The 17,070-nt window shown below is 66.6% G+C and carries 12 protein-coding genes; 6 read left to right on the forward strand and 6 right to left on the reverse strand.

Features of this window, described 5'->3' with window-relative positions; all coding sequences use genetic code 11:
• Positions 1-35: 35 nt before the first annotated feature.
• Positions 36-3,872, reverse strand: a complete 3,837-nt coding sequence (gene hrpA, locus AC1C2M_RS01440; protein WP_495434992.1) for an ATP-dependent RNA helicase HrpA — start codon at positions 3,870-3,872, stop codon at positions 36-38.
• A 134-nt stretch (positions 3,873-4,006) separates the two neighbouring features.
• On the opposite strand from hrpA, the gene AC1C2M_RS01445 reads away from it, so the two are divergent.
• The 4 genes from AC1C2M_RS01445 to AC1C2M_RS01460 all read left to right on the forward strand — a co-directional run bounded on the left by AC1C2M_RS01445 (position 4,007) and on the right by AC1C2M_RS01460 (position 8,188).
• Positions 4,007-4,846 (forward strand): aldo/keto reductase, encoded by an 840-nt coding sequence (locus AC1C2M_RS01445; protein ID WP_495434993.1) that lies wholly within the window; start codon positions 4,007-4,009, stop codon positions 4,844-4,846.
• A 14-nt stretch (positions 4,847-4,860) separates the two neighbouring features.
• Entirely contained in the window at positions 4,861-5,676 is an 816-nt protein-coding gene (locus tag AC1C2M_RS01450; protein WP_495434994.1) for a DUF1684 domain-containing protein, read from the forward strand.
• 63 nt (positions 5,677-5,739) lie between these two features.
• Complete coding sequence (gene msuE, locus AC1C2M_RS01455) at positions 5,740-6,336, forward strand: FMN reductase (protein WP_495434995.1); 597 nt, start codon at positions 5,740-5,742, stop codon at positions 6,334-6,336.
• Between the two features lie 25 nt (positions 6,337-6,361).
• Positions 6,362-8,188 (forward strand): thioredoxin domain-containing protein, encoded by a 1,827-nt coding sequence (locus AC1C2M_RS01460; protein ID WP_495434996.1) that lies wholly within the window; start codon positions 6,362-6,364, stop codon positions 8,186-8,188.
• Between the two features lie 46 nt (positions 8,189-8,234).
• On the opposite strand, the gene AC1C2M_RS01465 is transcribed toward AC1C2M_RS01460, so the two are convergent.
• The 5 genes from AC1C2M_RS01465 to AC1C2M_RS01485 form a co-directional block, all read right to left on the reverse strand.
• On the reverse strand, positions 8,235-9,599 hold the full coding sequence (locus AC1C2M_RS01465) for an L-serine ammonia-lyase (protein WP_495434997.1): 1,365 nt from the start codon (positions 9,597-9,599) through the stop codon (positions 8,235-8,237).
• 138 nt (positions 9,600-9,737) lie between these two features.
• Entirely contained in the window at positions 9,738-10,304 is a 567-nt protein-coding gene (locus AC1C2M_RS01470) for a CoA-binding protein (protein WP_495434998.1), read from the reverse strand.
• 3 nt (positions 10,305-10,307) lie between these two features.
• Complete coding sequence (locus AC1C2M_RS01475) at positions 10,308-11,597, reverse strand: O-acetylhomoserine aminocarboxypropyltransferase/cysteine synthase family protein (protein ID WP_495434999.1); 1,290 nt, start codon at positions 11,595-11,597, stop codon at positions 10,308-10,310.
• Between the two features lie 70 nt (positions 11,598-11,667).
• On the reverse strand, positions 11,668-12,678 hold the full coding sequence (locus tag AC1C2M_RS01480) for a YeiH family protein (protein WP_495435000.1): 1,011 nt from the start codon (positions 12,676-12,678) through the stop codon (positions 11,668-11,670).
• Positions 12,679-12,706: 28 nt separating this feature from the next.
• The gene (locus AC1C2M_RS01485; protein ID WP_495435001.1) at positions 12,707-14,344 is read right to left on the reverse strand and encodes a dolichyl-phosphate-mannose--protein mannosyltransferase; all 1,638 of its coding nucleotides are present in this window, start codon (positions 14,342-14,344) and stop codon (positions 12,707-12,709) included.
• A gap of 171 nt (positions 14,345-14,515) precedes the next feature.
• Here AC1C2M_RS01485 and rsmI point away from each other — a divergent pair, with 171 nt between their 5' ends.
• Both rsmI and metG read left to right on the forward strand, forming a co-directional pair.
• Complete coding sequence (gene rsmI / locus AC1C2M_RS01490; RefSeq protein ID WP_495435002.1) at positions 14,516-15,334, forward strand: 16S rRNA (cytidine(1402)-2'-O)-methyltransferase; 819 nt, start codon at positions 14,516-14,518, stop codon at positions 15,332-15,334.
• 109 nt (positions 15,335-15,443) lie between these two features.
• Positions 15,444-17,039 (forward strand): methionine--tRNA ligase, encoded by a 1,596-nt coding sequence (gene metG / locus AC1C2M_RS01495; RefSeq protein ID WP_495435003.1) that lies wholly within the window; start codon positions 15,444-15,446, stop codon positions 17,037-17,039.
• The last annotated feature ends 31 nt before the right edge of the window (positions 17,040-17,070 follow it).

Here is a 17,070-nt window from a genome sequence, read left to right on the forward strand (position 1 = left end):
CGGAGCATCCGCCGGGGCCGCCGTCGTGACGGCGACTACCCGGCGAGGACCTTCCGGATGCGCTGAAGCGAGACTGTCTCGTTCGCGCCGATGTTCTGGGCGAATAGGCTGAGCCTCAGTTCCTCGATCATCCAGCGCGCCTTGACGATGTGCGGTGGTGCGAATCGGGCTGGTGGCAGCGTTCCGCCGGCGGCCTCGTACAGTTCGATCGCCGCCTGTACCTCGTTCATCCACACGCGGTCCCGATTGGGGTTGTCGGCGAGTTTCTCGATCCTGTGGGTGATGCCGGCGAGATACCGGGGCACCTGTGCGAGGCGGAGCATGCCGGTCCTCGACACGAAGCCCGGGTAGATGAGTGCGGACAACTGCTGGGTAGCGTCGCTCAGCGCGGGCAGAAGCGCGAGGCTTGTGGCCTTCTTGAGCGCCTTGTCGGCGGTGCGGGATGCCGTCAGCACCTTCGCAACGAGCGAGACGGTGTCGAACATCGTGTTCATCATCGCCCCGGAGATGCGGTCGCGAACCGTCTCGAACTCGGCGCGCATGAAGATTGCACCGTCGGGCTTGACCCGGTACAGCACATCGTCGACGCACGCGGCGAGGCAGTCGTCGAACAACGCCTGTGTCGATGGATACGGACTCGTGGCCAGGGAGAGCTTCTCGGCGCCGGTGAGATGCTGCTGCACGTAGGACACGGGGGAGGGGAGAGCGAGGAGGAGCAGCCGGCGAACGCCATCCGGCATCGACTGGGCCTGGTCCTTTTCGGTCGCCATGATTCGAATGGACACGGAGCTGCCCTCGTCGACGAGGGCGGGATAACCCCGGATCATGTTGCCGCCCTGCCGGGTGTCGACGAATCGCGGCAACTCGTCGAAGTCCCAGCGGGTGATCCCCGAACGCTCGAGCGCGTTGGGTGTCGCCTCGGCGATCTGCGCGACACTCTGGCGGGTCCGGGCCTTGAGCCGTTCCTGAAGCTCCACGAGGTCTTTGCCGCTCGCGACCGGGCGGCCTTTCTCGTCGACGACTCGGAACGTGACCTTGAGGTGGTCCGGCACACGCGAGAGGTCGAAATCGCCCGGTTCGATCTGCATGTACGACAGCCGTTTGATCGCCATCGCGAGGTGCGCAGTGAGCGTGTCGGCGTTGGTCGATTCCGGCTCGGGCGGCCCGGCGGGCAGTTCAGCCATGAGGCGCCTCGCCCAGTCGGCGGCCGGCACGATGTTGCGCCTGATCGCCTTGGGCAGGGATTTGATCAGTGCTGTGACCAGCTCGTGTCTCAGCCCGGGAACCTGCCAGTCGAAACCGGCAGGGGAGAGACGGGCGAGGAGAGCAAGCGGCACCTGCACGGTGACCCCGTCGTCGTCTGAACCCGGTTCGAACCGATAGCGCAGGCTCAGTTTCTGGTCGCCCTGGCGCCAGACCGGCGGGAACTCGGCCTCGTCCACGTCGGGAGCATCGTCGGGAAGCAGGTCTTCCTGTTTGATCGTGAGCAGGTCAGGCGTCTTCTGTTTTGCCGTGCGCCACCAGCCCTCAAACGTCCTGGTGGAGAAGACGTCGGCGGGAATCCGCGAATTGTAGAAGTCGAAGACGGCTTCGTCGTCGAAGAGGATGTCGCGTCGACGCGTGCGTTCCTCGAGCTCGGCGAGCTCTTTCCGGAGCTTCCGGTTGGCGCGGTCGAATGCCTGGGGCGAATCCCACTCACCCTCGACGAGGGCGTGCCGGATGAAGAGTTCGCGGGACAGCTCGGGGTCGATCTTCGAGTACTGCACCCGACGCCTCGGGATGATGGCGAGCCCGTAGAGCATGACCTTCTCCCACGCGACGACAGCGCCCTGCTGCTTCTCCCAGTGCGGCTCAGAGTAGGAGCGCTTGACCAGGTCACCGGCGATCGCTTCCGCCCAGGCGGGGTCGATGGCCGCGTTGGTGCGCGCGAACAGGCGGGAAGTTTCAACCAGCTCGGCCGCCATGATGGCGTTCGGCTGCTTCTTCGCGAGGGCCGACCCGGGGAAGATGACGAACCGCGACTGCCGAGCGCCGATGTAGTCGCCCTTCTTCGCCGGACCGGGGCGCCCCGGCTGCTTGCCGCGCGCGGAGTTCGCCGCCGCTGCCGCGGCATCCTTCAGTCCGATGTGCGAGAGCAGGCCGGCGAGCAGCGACTTGTGGATGCCGTCGGGGTTGGTGGTTCGGTCTGCCATCGTGAGGCCGAGCGGCTTTGACAGCTGGCGAAGCTGGCGGAAAACGTCCTGCCACTCCCGCACGCGAAGGTAGTTGAGGAATTCGTTCTTGCACAACCGGCGGAACGCGCTCGAGCCGAGTTCCTTCTGCTTCTCCTCGATGTAGTTCCAGAGATTGAGCAGTGAGAGGAAATCGCTCGTCGGGTCGGTGAATCGCGCGTGCTTCTCATCGGCCTGCTGGCGTTTCTCGAGCGGCCGCTCGCGCGGGTCCTGGATGGTGAGCGCGGCGACGATCGCCATCACCTCACGCGAGACGTTGTGTTTCTTCGATTCGACGACCATGCGTGCGAAACGCGGATCAATCGGAAGCCGGGCGAGGTCGCGCCCCACACGCGTCAGTCGCGGAGTGCCTGTCGCCTTGCTGTCAATCGCCCCGAGTTCGCTCAGCAGGTCGAGACCGTCCTTGATCCCGCGGGAATCCGGCGGCTGGAGGAAGGGAAACGCCTGGATGTCGCCGAGTCCGAGCGAGACCATCTGCAGGATGACCGCGGCGAGGTTCGTGCGGAGGATCTCCGGCTCGGTGTATTCGGGCCTGGCGAGGAAATCCTCTTCCGAGTACAGGCGAATGGCGATGCCGTCGCTCGTGCGGCCCGATCGACCGGAACGCTGGTTGGCCGACGCCTGCGAGATGGCCTCGATCGGCAGCCGCTGAACTTTGGAGCGCACGCTGTACCGCGAGATACGGGCGGTCCCAGCGTCGATGACGTACTTGATCCCGGGAACCGTGAGGCTGGTCTCGGCGACGTTGGTCGCGAGCACGATCCGCCGGCGAACCCCGGCTTTCGCACTCGGCTGGAATACCTTGTGCTGGTCGGCGGAGCTGAGGCGGCCGTACAGGGGGAGCACCTCGGTGACGCCGGCACCGCCCTCGGAGTATCGGGCGTTGAGCGCGTCGGCGGTGTCGCGAATCTCGGTTTCGCCGCTGAGGAAGACGAGAACGTCGCCCATCGACTCACCCGCCAGTTCATCGAGCGCCGCGGTGATGCCGTCGATCGGGTCGAGGTCCGGCTCGTCGGGCTCGTCGTCGGCATCGGTGTCATCGGTCGTCTTGTCTGCGACGAGCGGCCGGTACCTGATCTCGACCGGGAACGTGCGCCCGGAGACCTCGATGATCGGTGCGTCGTCGAAGTGGCGCGAAAAACTCTGCGGATCGATGGTCGCCGACGTGATGATGACCTTGAGGTCCGGGCGCTTCGGCAGCAGCTGCTTGAGGTATCCGAGCAGGAAGTCGATGTTGAGGCTGCGTTCGTGTGCCTCGTCGATGATGATCGTGTCGTATGCCCGCAGCATCCGATCGCGGTGAATCGCATTCAGCAGGATGCCATCGGTCATCAGTTTGACCTTGGTCTCCGGGCCGGCCTGGTCGGTGAACCGCACCTGGTACCCCACGAGTCCGCCGAGGTCGACGCCGAGCTCCTCGGCGATACGCTCGGCGATCGTGCGGGCCGCCAGTCGCCTCGGCTGGGTGTGGGCGATCGACTCGCGGCCGAGCTCGAGGAGGATCTTCGGCAACTGGGTCGTTTTGCCCGACCCGGTGGCACCGGCGACGATGACGACCTGCGAATCGCGGATGGCGTCGGCGATCTCGCCCCGCATCTGGCTGACCGGCAGCTCGGGAGGGAAGGAGATCGTAAAAGACATAGCCATCCATCGTACGACGGACGGCACGTGTACGAGCGGGATTCGCACGGTGACCCCGGCGATCGATTCCGCTGACGGCGAAGAGGCTGCCCCGAGGGTTGGTCGTCGCCGGGCGCGGGTGGTTAGCTGGTGCGATGACGACAACGTGGACCGGTCCGGTACTTCCCCTCAATTCAGGCGCAACCATCCCGCAGCTGGGCTTCGGCGTGTTCAAGGTAGACCCCGCCGAGACCGAGCGCATCGTGACGGATGCACTCGAACTCGGCTACCGCCACATCGACACCGCAGCCATCTACGGCAACGAGGAAGGTGTCGGGCGCGCCATCGCGAAGAGCGGCATCCCGCGCGAGGACCTCTTCATCACCACGAAGCTGTGGAACGATGACCAGGGCACCCAGTCGGCCTTCGACGCGATCGACCTGAGCCTCGAGAAGCTCGGCCTCGACTCGGTCGACCTGTATCTGATTCACTGGCCGACTCCGAAACGCGACCTCTACCGCGAAAGCTGGAAGGCGTTGCAGCAGATCCAGGCCGACGGCAAGGCCACCTCGATCGGCGTCTCGAATTTCCTCGTCGAGCACCTCGAGAACCTTCTCGCCGACGGTGGCGCTGTGCCGTCCGTCAACCAGATCGAACTCCACCCGGCGCTGCAGCAGCGCGAGGTCGTCGAGTTCTCCCGCGAGCACGGAATCCAGATCGAAGCCTGGGGACCGCTCGGGCAGGGCAAGTACCCGCTCTTCGAAGAGTCCAGCGTTGCAGACGCCGCCGCGGCGCACGACAAGACCCCGGCTCAGGTGGTGCTCAGGTGGCACCTGCAGAACGGGTTCATTGTCTTCCCGAAGTCGAACAGTCGCGAGCGGATCGCCGAGAACCTCGATCTCTTCGACTTCGAGCTGACGGATGCCGAGATGGCCGCGATTTCCGCGCTCGAACGTGACGGTCGCGTCGGCGCTCACCCGAACGACGTCAACTGAGCGAGGACGCCACCATGGCATTACCAGACACCTTCGCCTCGAGCACGGACAGTGTGTCGTCAGACTGGGCCACCTGGCACGAGGCGCGAGAGCGGTCGACGTCGTCGCCGTTCGGTCTCGCGTCGCTCGCTGCGACCCACTGGCTGACCGCGGTGCCGGAACAGCTGGACTCGGTACCGGGACTGTGGCACGCAGGACTCGACGGAATCGTCGGTGAGGGTTCCGAGCTCGACGGGCTGACCATTCTCCAGGGCGGCCGGCCGGTCGGCGTCGTCACTGACGACACCGTGACGCTGATGAGTGGCCAGGACATCGAGTGGGGCGACCGGCGGTTGCGCTTCTTCGAACGCGATGGCGCGCTCGCCCTTCGCGTGCTCGACCCCGACGCGCCGACCAGGACGCGGCTTCGCGGCATCGACGTCTTCGAGCCTGACCCTGCCCTCGTGCTCGAGGGGAGTTTCAGCCCGGCCGCGCCCAACTCACGGGTGGAGATCACGGCCATCGATGGGCATGTCTCCGAAGACCTGCCCGCCGGGGTTATCGCCGTGCCCTTCCCGGACGGCGCCATCGAGACGTTGACCGTCGTCGCCGAACGTGGTGGCCTGCACGCCGTCTTCGGCGATGAAACCAACGGCACAGAAACGTACGGATTCCGCTTCATCGACATGCCGGCACCGGATGCCGATGGCCACGTCACCGTGGACTTCAACCGCGCGTACCTTCCCCCGTGTGCATTCGCCGACTTCTACGTGTGCCCGCTGCCGCCGGTGGGCAACCGGCTCAGCCGTCCGATCCGCGCTGGAGAAAAGAACGTCAGACTCGAGCAGTAGCGCCCGTTACGTCGTGTTGCGCCCTGCGCCCGGTGGAGCCGCGAATCGGCGTAGCGTCGCAGCATGGTCGAGATTGCCGCACAACAGCCGCTCCGAGTCGTTGCCGTGTCGGGGAGCCTGCACACCCCATCGAAGACGAGCGCGCTCATCAATGCCATCCTTGATCGCGTTGCCAGGGAGCATCCGATCGAGGCGCACGTCATCGAGCTCACGGCGATCGGCCCTGAGTTCGCCGGTGCGCTCACCCGGGAGCAGCTTCCTCCGGGCGTTGAGAGCGAGCTGGTCAGGATCGAGAACGCCGACCTGCTGATCGTGGCCAGCCCGGTGTACCGCGGCTCGTTCACCGGGTTGTTCAAGCACCTGTTCGACTTCGTCGGCCAGTACTCTCTCATCGACAAGCCCGTCCTCGTCGCCGCGACGGGTGGTGGCGACCGGCACGCGCTCATTCTCGAGCACCAGTTCCGGCCGCTGTTCGGATTCTTCCAGGCGCTGACCCTGCCAATCGGGGTCTACGCCTCGAACTCAGACTTCACCGACTACGTGCTCACGAGCCGTGCTGTCCAGGAACGGATCGACCTCGCGGTGCTCCGCGGGCTGCCGTTCGTCCGCAACCGTGTGAGGGACGCCAGCTCGGTGTCCGATTACGTCGGCGCGTGGTAGATCGCGGCTGAGCGTAGGCTGAAGTATGGTCAATCGCCTCGCTTCAGCCATGAGTCCCTACCTTCGTTCGCACCGGGACAACCCGGTCGACTGGCGGGAATGGGGGCAGGACGCCTTCGACGAGGCCGCGGCGCGCGACGTTCCCGTCTTCATCTCGATCGGCTATGCCACCTGCCACTGGTGCCACGTCATGGCGCGAGAGTCGTTCAGCGATCCGGCCATCGCCGAGTACCTCAACGAGCACATGGTGAGCATCAAGGTCGACCGCGAGGAACACCCGGCCGTCGACGCCAGCTACCTGGCCCAGGCCAGTGCGTTCACGTCCCAGCTCGGCTGGCCGCTCAGCGTCTTCGCCACTCCCGACGGGGCCGCATTCTTTGCCGGAACCTACTTTCCGCCGGTGCCGATCTCCGGGCATCCGTCGTTTCTCCAGGTCCTGCACGCTGTGACGGATGCCTGGACCAACCGACGCGAGGCCGTCACCGCGAGCTCCACGGCGCTCGCCGCAGCAATCGCGGCGACGGCGGTCCAGGACCAGGCTGCAGGGCTGCCAGACATCGCAGGGATCGATGCAGCTGTGGCTACGCTCGAAGCTCACGAGGACCGTGAGTACGGCGGGTTCGGCGGAGCACCCAAGTTCCCGGTCGCCCCCGTTCTCCGTTTCCTGCTCTCGAGGCCAGGGGGCGTCCCGCTCGCGACGCGCACGCTCCAGGCCCTCGTGACTTCCCCACTTCGTGACGCTGTCGATGGCGGCTTCTTCCGGTACGCGACGAAGCGGGACTGGAGCGAACCGCACTACGAGCGGATGCTGTACGACAACGCGCTCCTGCTCGATGCCTACAGTCTCGCGTACAGCCAGGACACCTCCCGCACGTGGGCGAGAACAGCGGCGGAGGGCATCGCACAGTTCCTTCTGGGCACACTGCAGCTGCCGACCGGGGGATTCGCCAGCGGGCAGGACTCGGAGTCAATCATCGACGGCGAGCGGTCGGAGGGTGGGTACTACCTGCGCGACGCCGATGGCCGTGCCGGGCTGATTCCACCCGCCCTCGATGAGAAGGTGCTCACCGGCTGGAACGGACTGGCGATCGAGGCTCTGACGCGTGCCAGCGTGGTGTTCGACCGTGCGGACTTTCTGGAGTCGGCACGGTGGGCCGCCGACTACCTGCTCGAAAACCACAGGAATGCCGACGACACGCTGGTTCGGGCATCCGTCGCCGAGCGCCGGTCGACCGCGCGAGCGACCCTCGAGGACTACGGGATGCTCGCCGGGGCACTCCTGGAGCTGTCCCTCGCGACCGGAGAGCTGCCGTACGCGCAAGCGGCCAGGTCACTGATCGATCAGACCCTTGCGGCGGGAACGCCCGATCTGGTGTTCGGCGAACCGGGGGGAGGGGACCCCGTCCTCGCCGCCAAGGGCATCGCGCTCGCGGGCGACCCGTCCGAGGGGGCGTACCCGTCCGGCATCAGCGCGACAGCGACGGCGGCGTGGAAGCTGTACCTCGTCACCGCCGATCGGCGCTACGCCGACGCTGCCCAGTCGACGATGGCTCCCCTCGGTGACGTCGCCGTTGCCAACCCGATTTCATTCGGCGCCTCGCTCGAGCTGATGGCGGCGATGGCCGTCGGGCCGCGACAGCTCGTGATCGTCAGTCCCGACGGCAACGTCGACCCACTGCCGGAGAGCGTGCGCCACGACTCTTCAGACGTCGTTGCGGTTGTGACCGAGCAGCAGGCGCGAGAGCTCGCGGCCGCCGGCTTCGAACTGTTCGAGGCGAGGCTCCCGGTCAACGGTCGCCGGGTCGCGTACGCCTGTGAAGCGTTCACCTGCCGGATGCCGACGCCCGTGTAACCCGGCGCCGGTTCAGTGCGGTGCAGTGCGGTCAGCCGTGAGCGACTCAGCACTCGACGACGTTGACCGCGAGTCCGCCCTCGCTCGTTTCCTTGTATTTGCTGGACATGTCGACGCCGGTCTGCCGCATGGTCTCGATGACGGCGTCGAGCGACACGAGATGGCTGCCGTCGCCGTGGAGGGCCAGCCGCGCGGCGCTCACGGCCGTCGACGAGGCTATGGCATTCCGTTCGATACACGGGACCTGCACCAGGCCACCCACCGGGTCGCAGGTGAGTCCGAGGTGGTGCTCCATCGCGATCTCTGCGGCGTTCTCGACCTGCGCCGGCGTGCCTCCAAGCACGCCGCAGAGCGCGCCGGCGGCCATCGCGCAGGCCGAACCGACCTCGGCCTGGCAGCCACCGACCGCCCCGGAAATCGAGGCGTTCGCCTTGAACAGCGAACCGATGGCCGTCGCCGTCAGAAGAAAGCGCCGGATGCCGTCGGCTGACGCGCCCGGGACGAAGCGCAGGTAGTACGACGCAACCGCGGGAATGATGCCGGCCGCACCATTGGTCGGCGCGGTGACCACTCGCCCGCCGGCGGCGTTCTCCTCGTTGACGGCGAGCGCGAACGAGTGCAGCCACTCGGACGGCAGTTCACGGCCGCCCTCAGCCTCGGCGATTTCGAGGTGTTCCCTGACCGCCGCCGCGCGACGCTTGACCTGGAGGCCGCCGGGCAGAACTCCGGGCGTAGCGAGCCCGTTCGCGACAGACTCGGCCATGGCAGCCCAGATGGCGTCGAGGCCGCGGTCCACGTCGTCCGGGCTGCGCACTGCTTCCTCGTTCCGGCGGGCAACCTCGTCGATCCTGAGCCCTTCGCTCGTGCACAGGTCGAGCAACACGGCGGCGGTCGGGAACGGCAGGGGATAGCGGACGACGGGACGGTCGCCGTCGCCGTCGCCGTCGCGGCGGATGAAGCCCCCGCCAACCGAGTAGTAGGTGTCGGTCACCAGCGGCACACCGGCACTCCAGGCAGTCAGGGTCAGCGCGTTGGGGTGCCCAGGAAGCCGGGTACGCGGCTCGAACGTGATGTCTCCCTGCTCGAACGCGATCGGGCGCTCGCCGGCAAGTGAGAGTGTCGAACCGGGCCTGAGGCCGGACCACGCTCCGCGAACCACGGTGGGGTCGCAGGTGTCCGGTCGCAGTCCGGCGAGCCCCGCCACGACGGCATCCGGGGTTCCATGACCGATGCCTGTCGACCCCAGCGACCCGAACAGTGCGCAGGTGACCCGCTCGACGGCGCCGAGAAGACCGGCGCCGGTGAGGCGCGTCGCGAAGTCGAGAGCCGCGCGCATCGGCCCGACCGTGTGCGAACTCGACGGGCCGATACCGATCGAAAAGAGTTCGAACGCCGAAACGTAGGCCGTCATGGGTGCTCCTCGCAGAAGTGATGTCCTGCCACTATAGGCAGACCGAGCGTCGGCACAGGCGGGCGCCGCAGATCGGCGAACCGCGCCGCAACGTTCGTGCGAAATCTCCCGGCTAGGGCACGTTAACTGCGGAAAAACTCAGGTGAGCTGCTTCCGGGAGGAGATCTGGCCCGTGTCGAAGCCGAACAGGTTGAGGCCGCCGTGGAACCGCGCGTGCTCGACCTTGATGCACCGGTCCATGACCACGGTGAGGCCGTTCTCCTCGCCGTAACGTGCGGCTTCCTCGTTCCAGATCCCGAGCTGAACCCACACGGTCTTCGCTCCGACCGCGAGTACATCGTCAATGACCTCGGGGATATCGCTCGCCTTGCGGAACACGTCGACGATGTCGGGCACCTCGGGCAGGGACGCGAGGTCGGGGTACGCCTGGTGGCCGAGGATCTCGCCGGCGTTCGGGTTCACGAAGTAGACACGGTAGTTGCTGGACTGGAGCAGGTAGGTGCCAACGAAGTAACTGGCCCGCGTCGGATTCGCTGACGCACCGACGATCGCAACCGATTTCGCGGTGCGGAGGATGCTGAGCCGCTGTTTCGCGTCAGGGCCGACCCACGTGCGCTGGGACTTCAGCAGCTTCGCGAGCGGTGAGGCAGCGGGAAGCGAGCAGGTGAGACCGTTCTGCAGCTGGGTGGTAACGAGATCCGACATGGTTTATGCCTCCACTGCCCGGGTGAGCGCCTGGTCAAGATCATAAATTATGTCGTCGGCATCCTCGATACCCACGCTGAGCCGCAGGACGCCGGGAAGCACGCCGGCGTCGATGAGCTGCCGCTCGGTCAGCTGGGCGTGCGTCGTTGATGCGGGGTGGATGATGAGCGTCTTGGTGTCGCCGATGTTCGCGACGTGGCTCGCGAGCTCCACGGATTCGATCAGTTTCTGACCGACCACCCTTCCGCCCTTGACCACGAAGCTGAAGACGCTGCCCGCGCCCCTCGGCAGGTACTTCTCGGCGCGAGCGTGGTGCGGGTGCGACTCGAGGCCCGCCCAGTAGACGGCCTCGATCCGCGGGTCCTGCTCGAGCCAGGTCGCCACGGTCCTGGCGTTGTCCACGTGCGCCTGCATCCGGTAGGACAGCGTTTCGATGCCCTGGGCGAGGGTGGCGGCCGAGGTTGCCGAGAGCGCTGGGCCGATGTCCCGCAATTGCTCGGCGCGGAGCCTGGTGAGGAACGCGTACTCGCCGAAGTTGCCCGACCATTCGAGGCCGCCGTAACTCGGTACCTTCTGGCCGAACAAAGGGAACTTGTCGCTGTGCCAGTCGAACCGCCCGCTCTCGACGACGACTCCGCCGAGCGTCGTCCCGTGGCCACCGAGGAACTTCGTCGCCGAGTGCGTGACGATGTCTGCGCCCCACTCGATCGGGCGGTTGAGGTACGGCGTGGCGATGGTCGAGTCGATCACGAGCGGGATGCCGTGTGCGTGCGCGACATCGGCGAGGCCCTCGATATCTGCGACCTCACCCGACGGGTTGGCGATGGTCTCGGCGAAGATGAGCTTCGTTTTGTCCGTAATGGCGGCGGCGTAGTCCGCCGGGGTCGACGACTGCACAAAGGTGGTCTCCACTCCGAATCGCCGGAGCGTGACGTCGAGCTGGGTGATCGATCCGCCGTACAGGTTCGCTGACGCGACGATGTGGTCACCGGCGCCGACCAGGCTCGCGAAGGTGATGTACTGCGCGGAGAGGCCGGATGCCGTCGCGACGGCGCCGAGTCCGCCCTCGAGGCTCGCCACCCTCTCCTCGAAGCTCGCGACAGTCGGGTTGGCCAGCCTTGAATAGATATTGCCGTATTTCTGCAGCGCGAAGCGGGCGGCGGCATCCGACGTGTCATCGAAGACGAATGCGGTCGACTGGTAGATCGGAAGCGCGCGCGCCCCAGTCACCGGGTCAGGAATGTTGCCAGCGTGAATTGCACGCGTGCGGAAGCCATACTCGCGATCTGCCATGGGCACACGCTACCCGAGGCAGGCACGCCACTCGGCTGTCGCCGTAACAGAGCGACACGAAGCACACCGATCAGGAGAACAGGTGTATTGCGGCGAGCGCGAGAGCGGCGATGAGTGCCCAGGAGAGCAGGCCGACGACGAGCGTGCGCCACCCCGTCGTCACCAGTTTCTTCACGTCGACAGCGGCACCGAGACCGAAGAGCGCCATGGCGAGAAGTGCGGTCTGTGCCGTGTCGGCGGTGGCGAGCACGACGTCGGGAATGTCGAGAAAGGTGCGGGCCAGGATCGCTGCGATGAACCCAACGACGAACAGGGGCACGAGCGGCGGCCGGGTCGACTCGGGATTGGCCCGAAAGCGGCGGCGTTCCACAACGCCGGCAACGGCCACGATCGGCGCGAGCATGACCACGCGAGTGAGCTTGACGACGAGTGCGACGGCCAGGGCCCCTCCGCCGGCGACCTGGGCCGTCGCGACGACCTGGCCGACGTCGTGCACGCTCGCTCCGACCCAGTGCCCGAACTGCAGGTTGTCGAGGCCGAGCGGATGCCACAGGGCGGGCAGGACGGCGATGGCGAGGGTTCCGCAGAGGGTGACGAGCGCGACGGGCTGCGCCTGCTCCGAGTTCTTTGCCCTCACGACGCCGGACATGGCCCCGATGGCGCTCGCCCCGCAGATGGCGAAGCCTGTCGCGATGAGCAGGGGCTCGTGCCCTGGCAGGCGGAATGCACGACCGAGCAGCCAGGTGCCGCCAAACGTGATCAGCACGATGCCCACCGTTGAAAGGAACACACCCCAGCCGAGCGACGCGACATCGAAGAGGCTGAGCTTGAGCCCGAGCAGGACGACGCCGATGCGCATGAGCCGCCTCGCCGACAGGGCGAGCCCGGGCGCGAACGTCCCGCGGACCAGCGGCTTCGCGGCGGGCAACTGGGCGACGAGGATTCCGAGCACGACGGCGGCCGTCAGGAGGGGCACGGCGGGAATGAGCGTCGACAGCGCCCACGCGATGACAGCCGCCAGCGCGGCGACCGCCAGCCCCGGCAGCCACACCGGTCGTTTCTCGGTGGTCGTCATCGCCATGTCGTCATTCCCCGCGTTTCCCATGTCGTCATACCCATGTCGAGAGCCAGGAGTGAAGTTGCCAGAACCAGAACGGCACGGTCGTCGCGGACCAGAGCGGGTACCAGAAGGCGCTGAGGAGTGCGGCGAGAGCGAGGAACACTCCCGTCACACCGAGTCCCCTCGTGCGCTCATACCGCGGATCGTTCCTCGTCCCGATGATGAGGCCGATCACGAAGGTGAGGCCGAGGAGGAGGTACGGCTCGAACGCGATCGTGTAGAACTGGAACACCGTGCGTTCGGTGTACATGAGCCACGGCAGGTATCCCGCCGCAGCACCGGTGAGGATGAGGCCAACCCTCCACTCCCGCCGCCGGATCAGGCGGTAGACGAGGTACAGGGTCGCGGCCGCCGCAGCCCACCAGATCAGAGGGTTCGCGATGGATGTGATCGCCTGCGAACACGGGGCGAGCTCGCAGCCGTCGACCCCGGTGGCGGGCGAGGCGTACCACATGCTCGTCGGGCGGATCATGGCGAGCCAGCCGAGAGGATTCGCGGAGTACGGATGGGGAGCGGCCAGGCCGACATGGAAGTTGTAGATCGACTGCTGGTAGAAGAGGAAGCTCTGCCAGACCGATGGCACCCAGGAGAAGGCGCCGGTCCAGGCGTTGCCCGGTTGTTCTGCCCAGTGCCGGTAGTACCCATTGTCTGTGACGAACCAGCCGATCCAGCTGGAGAGGTAGGTGAGCAGTGAAATCGGTACGAGCAGCAGGAAAGTCGCTGGCCCCTGGGTGAGCACGGATGCCGAAAACCACGCGGGCAGGCCGAGTCGGCGGCGGGCGAGCGCGTCGACGACGATGAGGTAGAGGCCGAACGCGGCGAGGAAGTAGAAGCCCGACCACTTCACACCGGCCGCGAGCCCGAACGCGACACCGGCGGCAACGAGCCAGGGCCGCCACCAGATCACCGGGCCCCACTCGGGCGCGGCTCCGGCCGAACGCCGTTCGGCTGTGCGGGCGGTGAGTCTGGACTCATGCCAGCCGCGATCCGCGAGGATAAAGCCGAAGCCGAGCAGCGCGAAGAACATGAGCGAGTTGTCGAGGATCGCTACCCGCGACATGACGATGGCGTGCCCGTCGATGGCGAAGAGGAAGCCGGCGACCACGGCGAGGAACGTGGATGCGCACAGTTTCCGCGCGATGAGGGTGAGCAGGAGGACGGCGAGCGTGCCGAGGAGAGCGGTCGAGATCCGCCAACCGACGCTGTCTGCCGCTCCGAACACGGCGAGGCCGAGCGCGATGATCCACTTCCCGAGCGGGGGATGAACGACGTATGACGGGTCGATGAGGAACCCGTCCACCCTGCCCGCGTTGAAGTCGGTGTCGGCCTCGGGCGGCCACGCTGACTCGTAGCCGTGGTGCAGCAGGGTCCAGGCGTCCTTCACGTAGAAGGTCTCGTCGAAGACCAGGGCGTGCGGGGTCCCGAGGTTCCACAGTCGGAGGACCGCGGCGAGGAGAGTGACCAGGATCGGCCCGCCCCAGTACCACAGCCGTCGTCGGCCGGGCGTGGACAGGAGCCGTCCCCACCAGTCGTCGAGCCGGGATCCGCGGGGCTCGACCAGTTCCGTCGGTCCGGTCGCCGCGCCACTCACAAGGTGGGAGAAGGACTCACGGGAGGGGACGGACACCCTGCAATGGTAGCGACCCGGTTCGCCGCACCGGCCGGGACCGCCCCGGTGGCGCCGAGAGCATCAGTTGCGGTCGAGAACATCCGGCGCAACTGGTGCTCTCGCCCGCAACTGATGCTTTCGACGGCGACGGGACGCGGCCGGGTTCTGGCGGGGTGGGAGACTTAAGCCATGATCATCCTCGCAGCGACCCCGATCGGAAACCTCGGGGATGCGTCCAAACGACTCGTCGACGCCCTCAGCACCGCTGAGGTGGTCGCTGCCGAAGACACCCGCACCACGATCAAGCTTCTCAAGGGGCTCGGCATCGCGCACAAGCCGCGCCTCGTCAGCCTCCATGAGCACAACGAGCGGGAGAAGTCGACGGAACTCGTCGAGTTCGCCCGCAACGCCGACCTCCTCGTGCTCAGCGACGCCGGAATGCCAACGGTCTCCGACCCCGGCTACCACCTCGTGGTCGCTGCCGTCGACGCCGGGGTCCCTGTCACCGTCATCCCCGGGCCGAGCGCCGTCATCACGGCGCTCGCCGTCTCCGGGTTGCCGACGGACCGGTTCAGCTTCGAGGGTTTCCTCCCGCGCAAGCAGGGCGACCGCCTGACGACACTGCGTGCGCTCGAGCACGAGCGCCGCACCATGGTGTTCTTCGAGTCGCCGAACCGGCTGGCGGCCTCGCTCGCTGACGTGGCATCCGTTTTCGGCTCTGACCGACGCACGGTTGTGTGCCGGGAACTGACGAAGATGTTCGAGGAGGTCAAGCGCGGAACGGCCGCCGAGCTCGCCGAATGGGCAACGGCCGGCGTGCGCGGCGAGATCTGCATCGTGATCGCTGGGGCCGAGAAACGGGAGTTCAGCCTGCACGACGGCGTCGTCGAGGTGCTCGAGCGCGTGAGCGCGGGGGAGCGGTTGAAGGATGCCGCCGGCTCGGTGTCCGAGGCAACCGGAATCAGCAAGCGCGAGCTGTACCAGGCGGCCCTCGCCGTGAAGAACTGACCTCCTAAACCCGCGGCAGCGCCACCCGAAGCCGTGTCGCCGCCCGATCGTCGCGCCCCCACGTGTAACGCGGCCCGAGGGTGCTCGTATCGGCCATAAGATTGAGAGTATGGCCAGCGGTAATTCCTTCTACATCACAACGCCCATCTTCTATGTGAACGATGCGCCCCACATCGGGCACGCATACACCGAGGTGGCCGCTGACGTGGTTGCGCGCTGGCACAGGCAGGCCGGCGATGACACCTGGTCGCTGACCGGGACCGACGAGCACGGCGAGAAGATCCTCCGCACGGCTACCGCAAACGGAACGACGCCCCAGAAGTGGGCGGACAAGCTCGTTACCGAAGCGTGGAAGCCGCTGCTCGAGACGATCGACATCCGGAACGACGACTTCATCCGCACCACGGAGGAACGCCACGAGTCGAGTGTGCAGCTCTTCCTGCAGCGGCTCTACGACGACGGCTACATCTACTCGGGCGAGTATGAGGCGCTGTACTGCGTCGGCTGTGAGGAGTTCAAGCCGCAGTCCGAAATCGTCAACGGCACTGGCCCGTTCGAAGGCCAGAAGGTGTGCGCGATTCACTCGAAGCCGCTCGAGCTGCTCAAGGAGAAGAACTACTTCTTCCGGATGAGCGACTTCACCGAGCGGCTGCTCGCCCTCTACGAGGAGCGGCCGGACTTCGTCCAGCCCGAGTCGGCGCGCAACGAGGTCATCCAGTTCGTTCGGCAGGGACTGAGCGACCTGTCGATCTCCCGCTCGAGCTTCGACTGGGGTGTGAAGGTCCCGTGGGACGACAGCCACGTCGTCTACGTCTGGTTCGATGCTCTGCTCAACTACATCACCGCCGTCGGCTACGGGCAGGACGACGCCACGTTCGACCGGCGCTGGCCGGCAACACACATCGTCGGCAAGGACATCCTTCGCTTCCACGCGGTGATCTGGCCGGCAATGCTCATGGCTGCCGGACTCGAGGTGCCGAAGCAGGTCTTCGGCCACGGCTGGCTGCTCGTCGGCGGCGAGAAGATGTCGAAGTCGAAGCTCACGGGCATCGCACCGACCGAGATCACCGACACGTTCGGTTCGGATGCCTTCCGGTACTACTTCCTCCGCGCCATCGCTTTCGGCCAGGACGGCTCCTTCAGCTGGGAAGACCTCTCAGCCAGGTACCAGGCCGAGCTGGCCAACGGCTTCGGAAACCTCGCGTCGCGCGTCGTCGCGATGGTCACCAAATACTTCGACGGTGTCGTTCCCGCGCCCGCCGGCTACACCGATGTCGACCTGGCCATCCAGGAGGTCGTGAAGACGGCATCCGCTGACGCTGACCGCGCCATCGACGCGCTCGCCATTCACGATGCGCTCGCGTCCATCTGGACCATCGTCGATGAGCTCAACGGCTACATCACCGATTCAGAGCCGTGGGCACTCGCCAAGGACCCGGCGAACCGCGCTCGACTCGGCACAGTTCTCTACACGGCTGTCGACGGCTTGCGCGCGCTCGCCGTGCTGCTCTCCCCGGTGCTGCCGAAGGCGAGCGAGAAGCTGTGGGAGGCGCTCGGCGCACCCGAGGCGCTCGGTGCTCTCGACGACCAGCCCATTCGTGAGGCCGGGCGTTTCGGTCAGCTGCCCGAAGGCAGCACGGTCTCTCCGCTCCAGCCGCTCTTTCCCCGGATCGAGCCCGCTGTCGTTGAGCCCACTGTCGCGTAGCCGGGATCGAAGGCGCTCTGGCGCGGGGTGG

The sequence above is a fragment of the Mycetocola sp. Y444 genome (assembly GCF_059445295.1).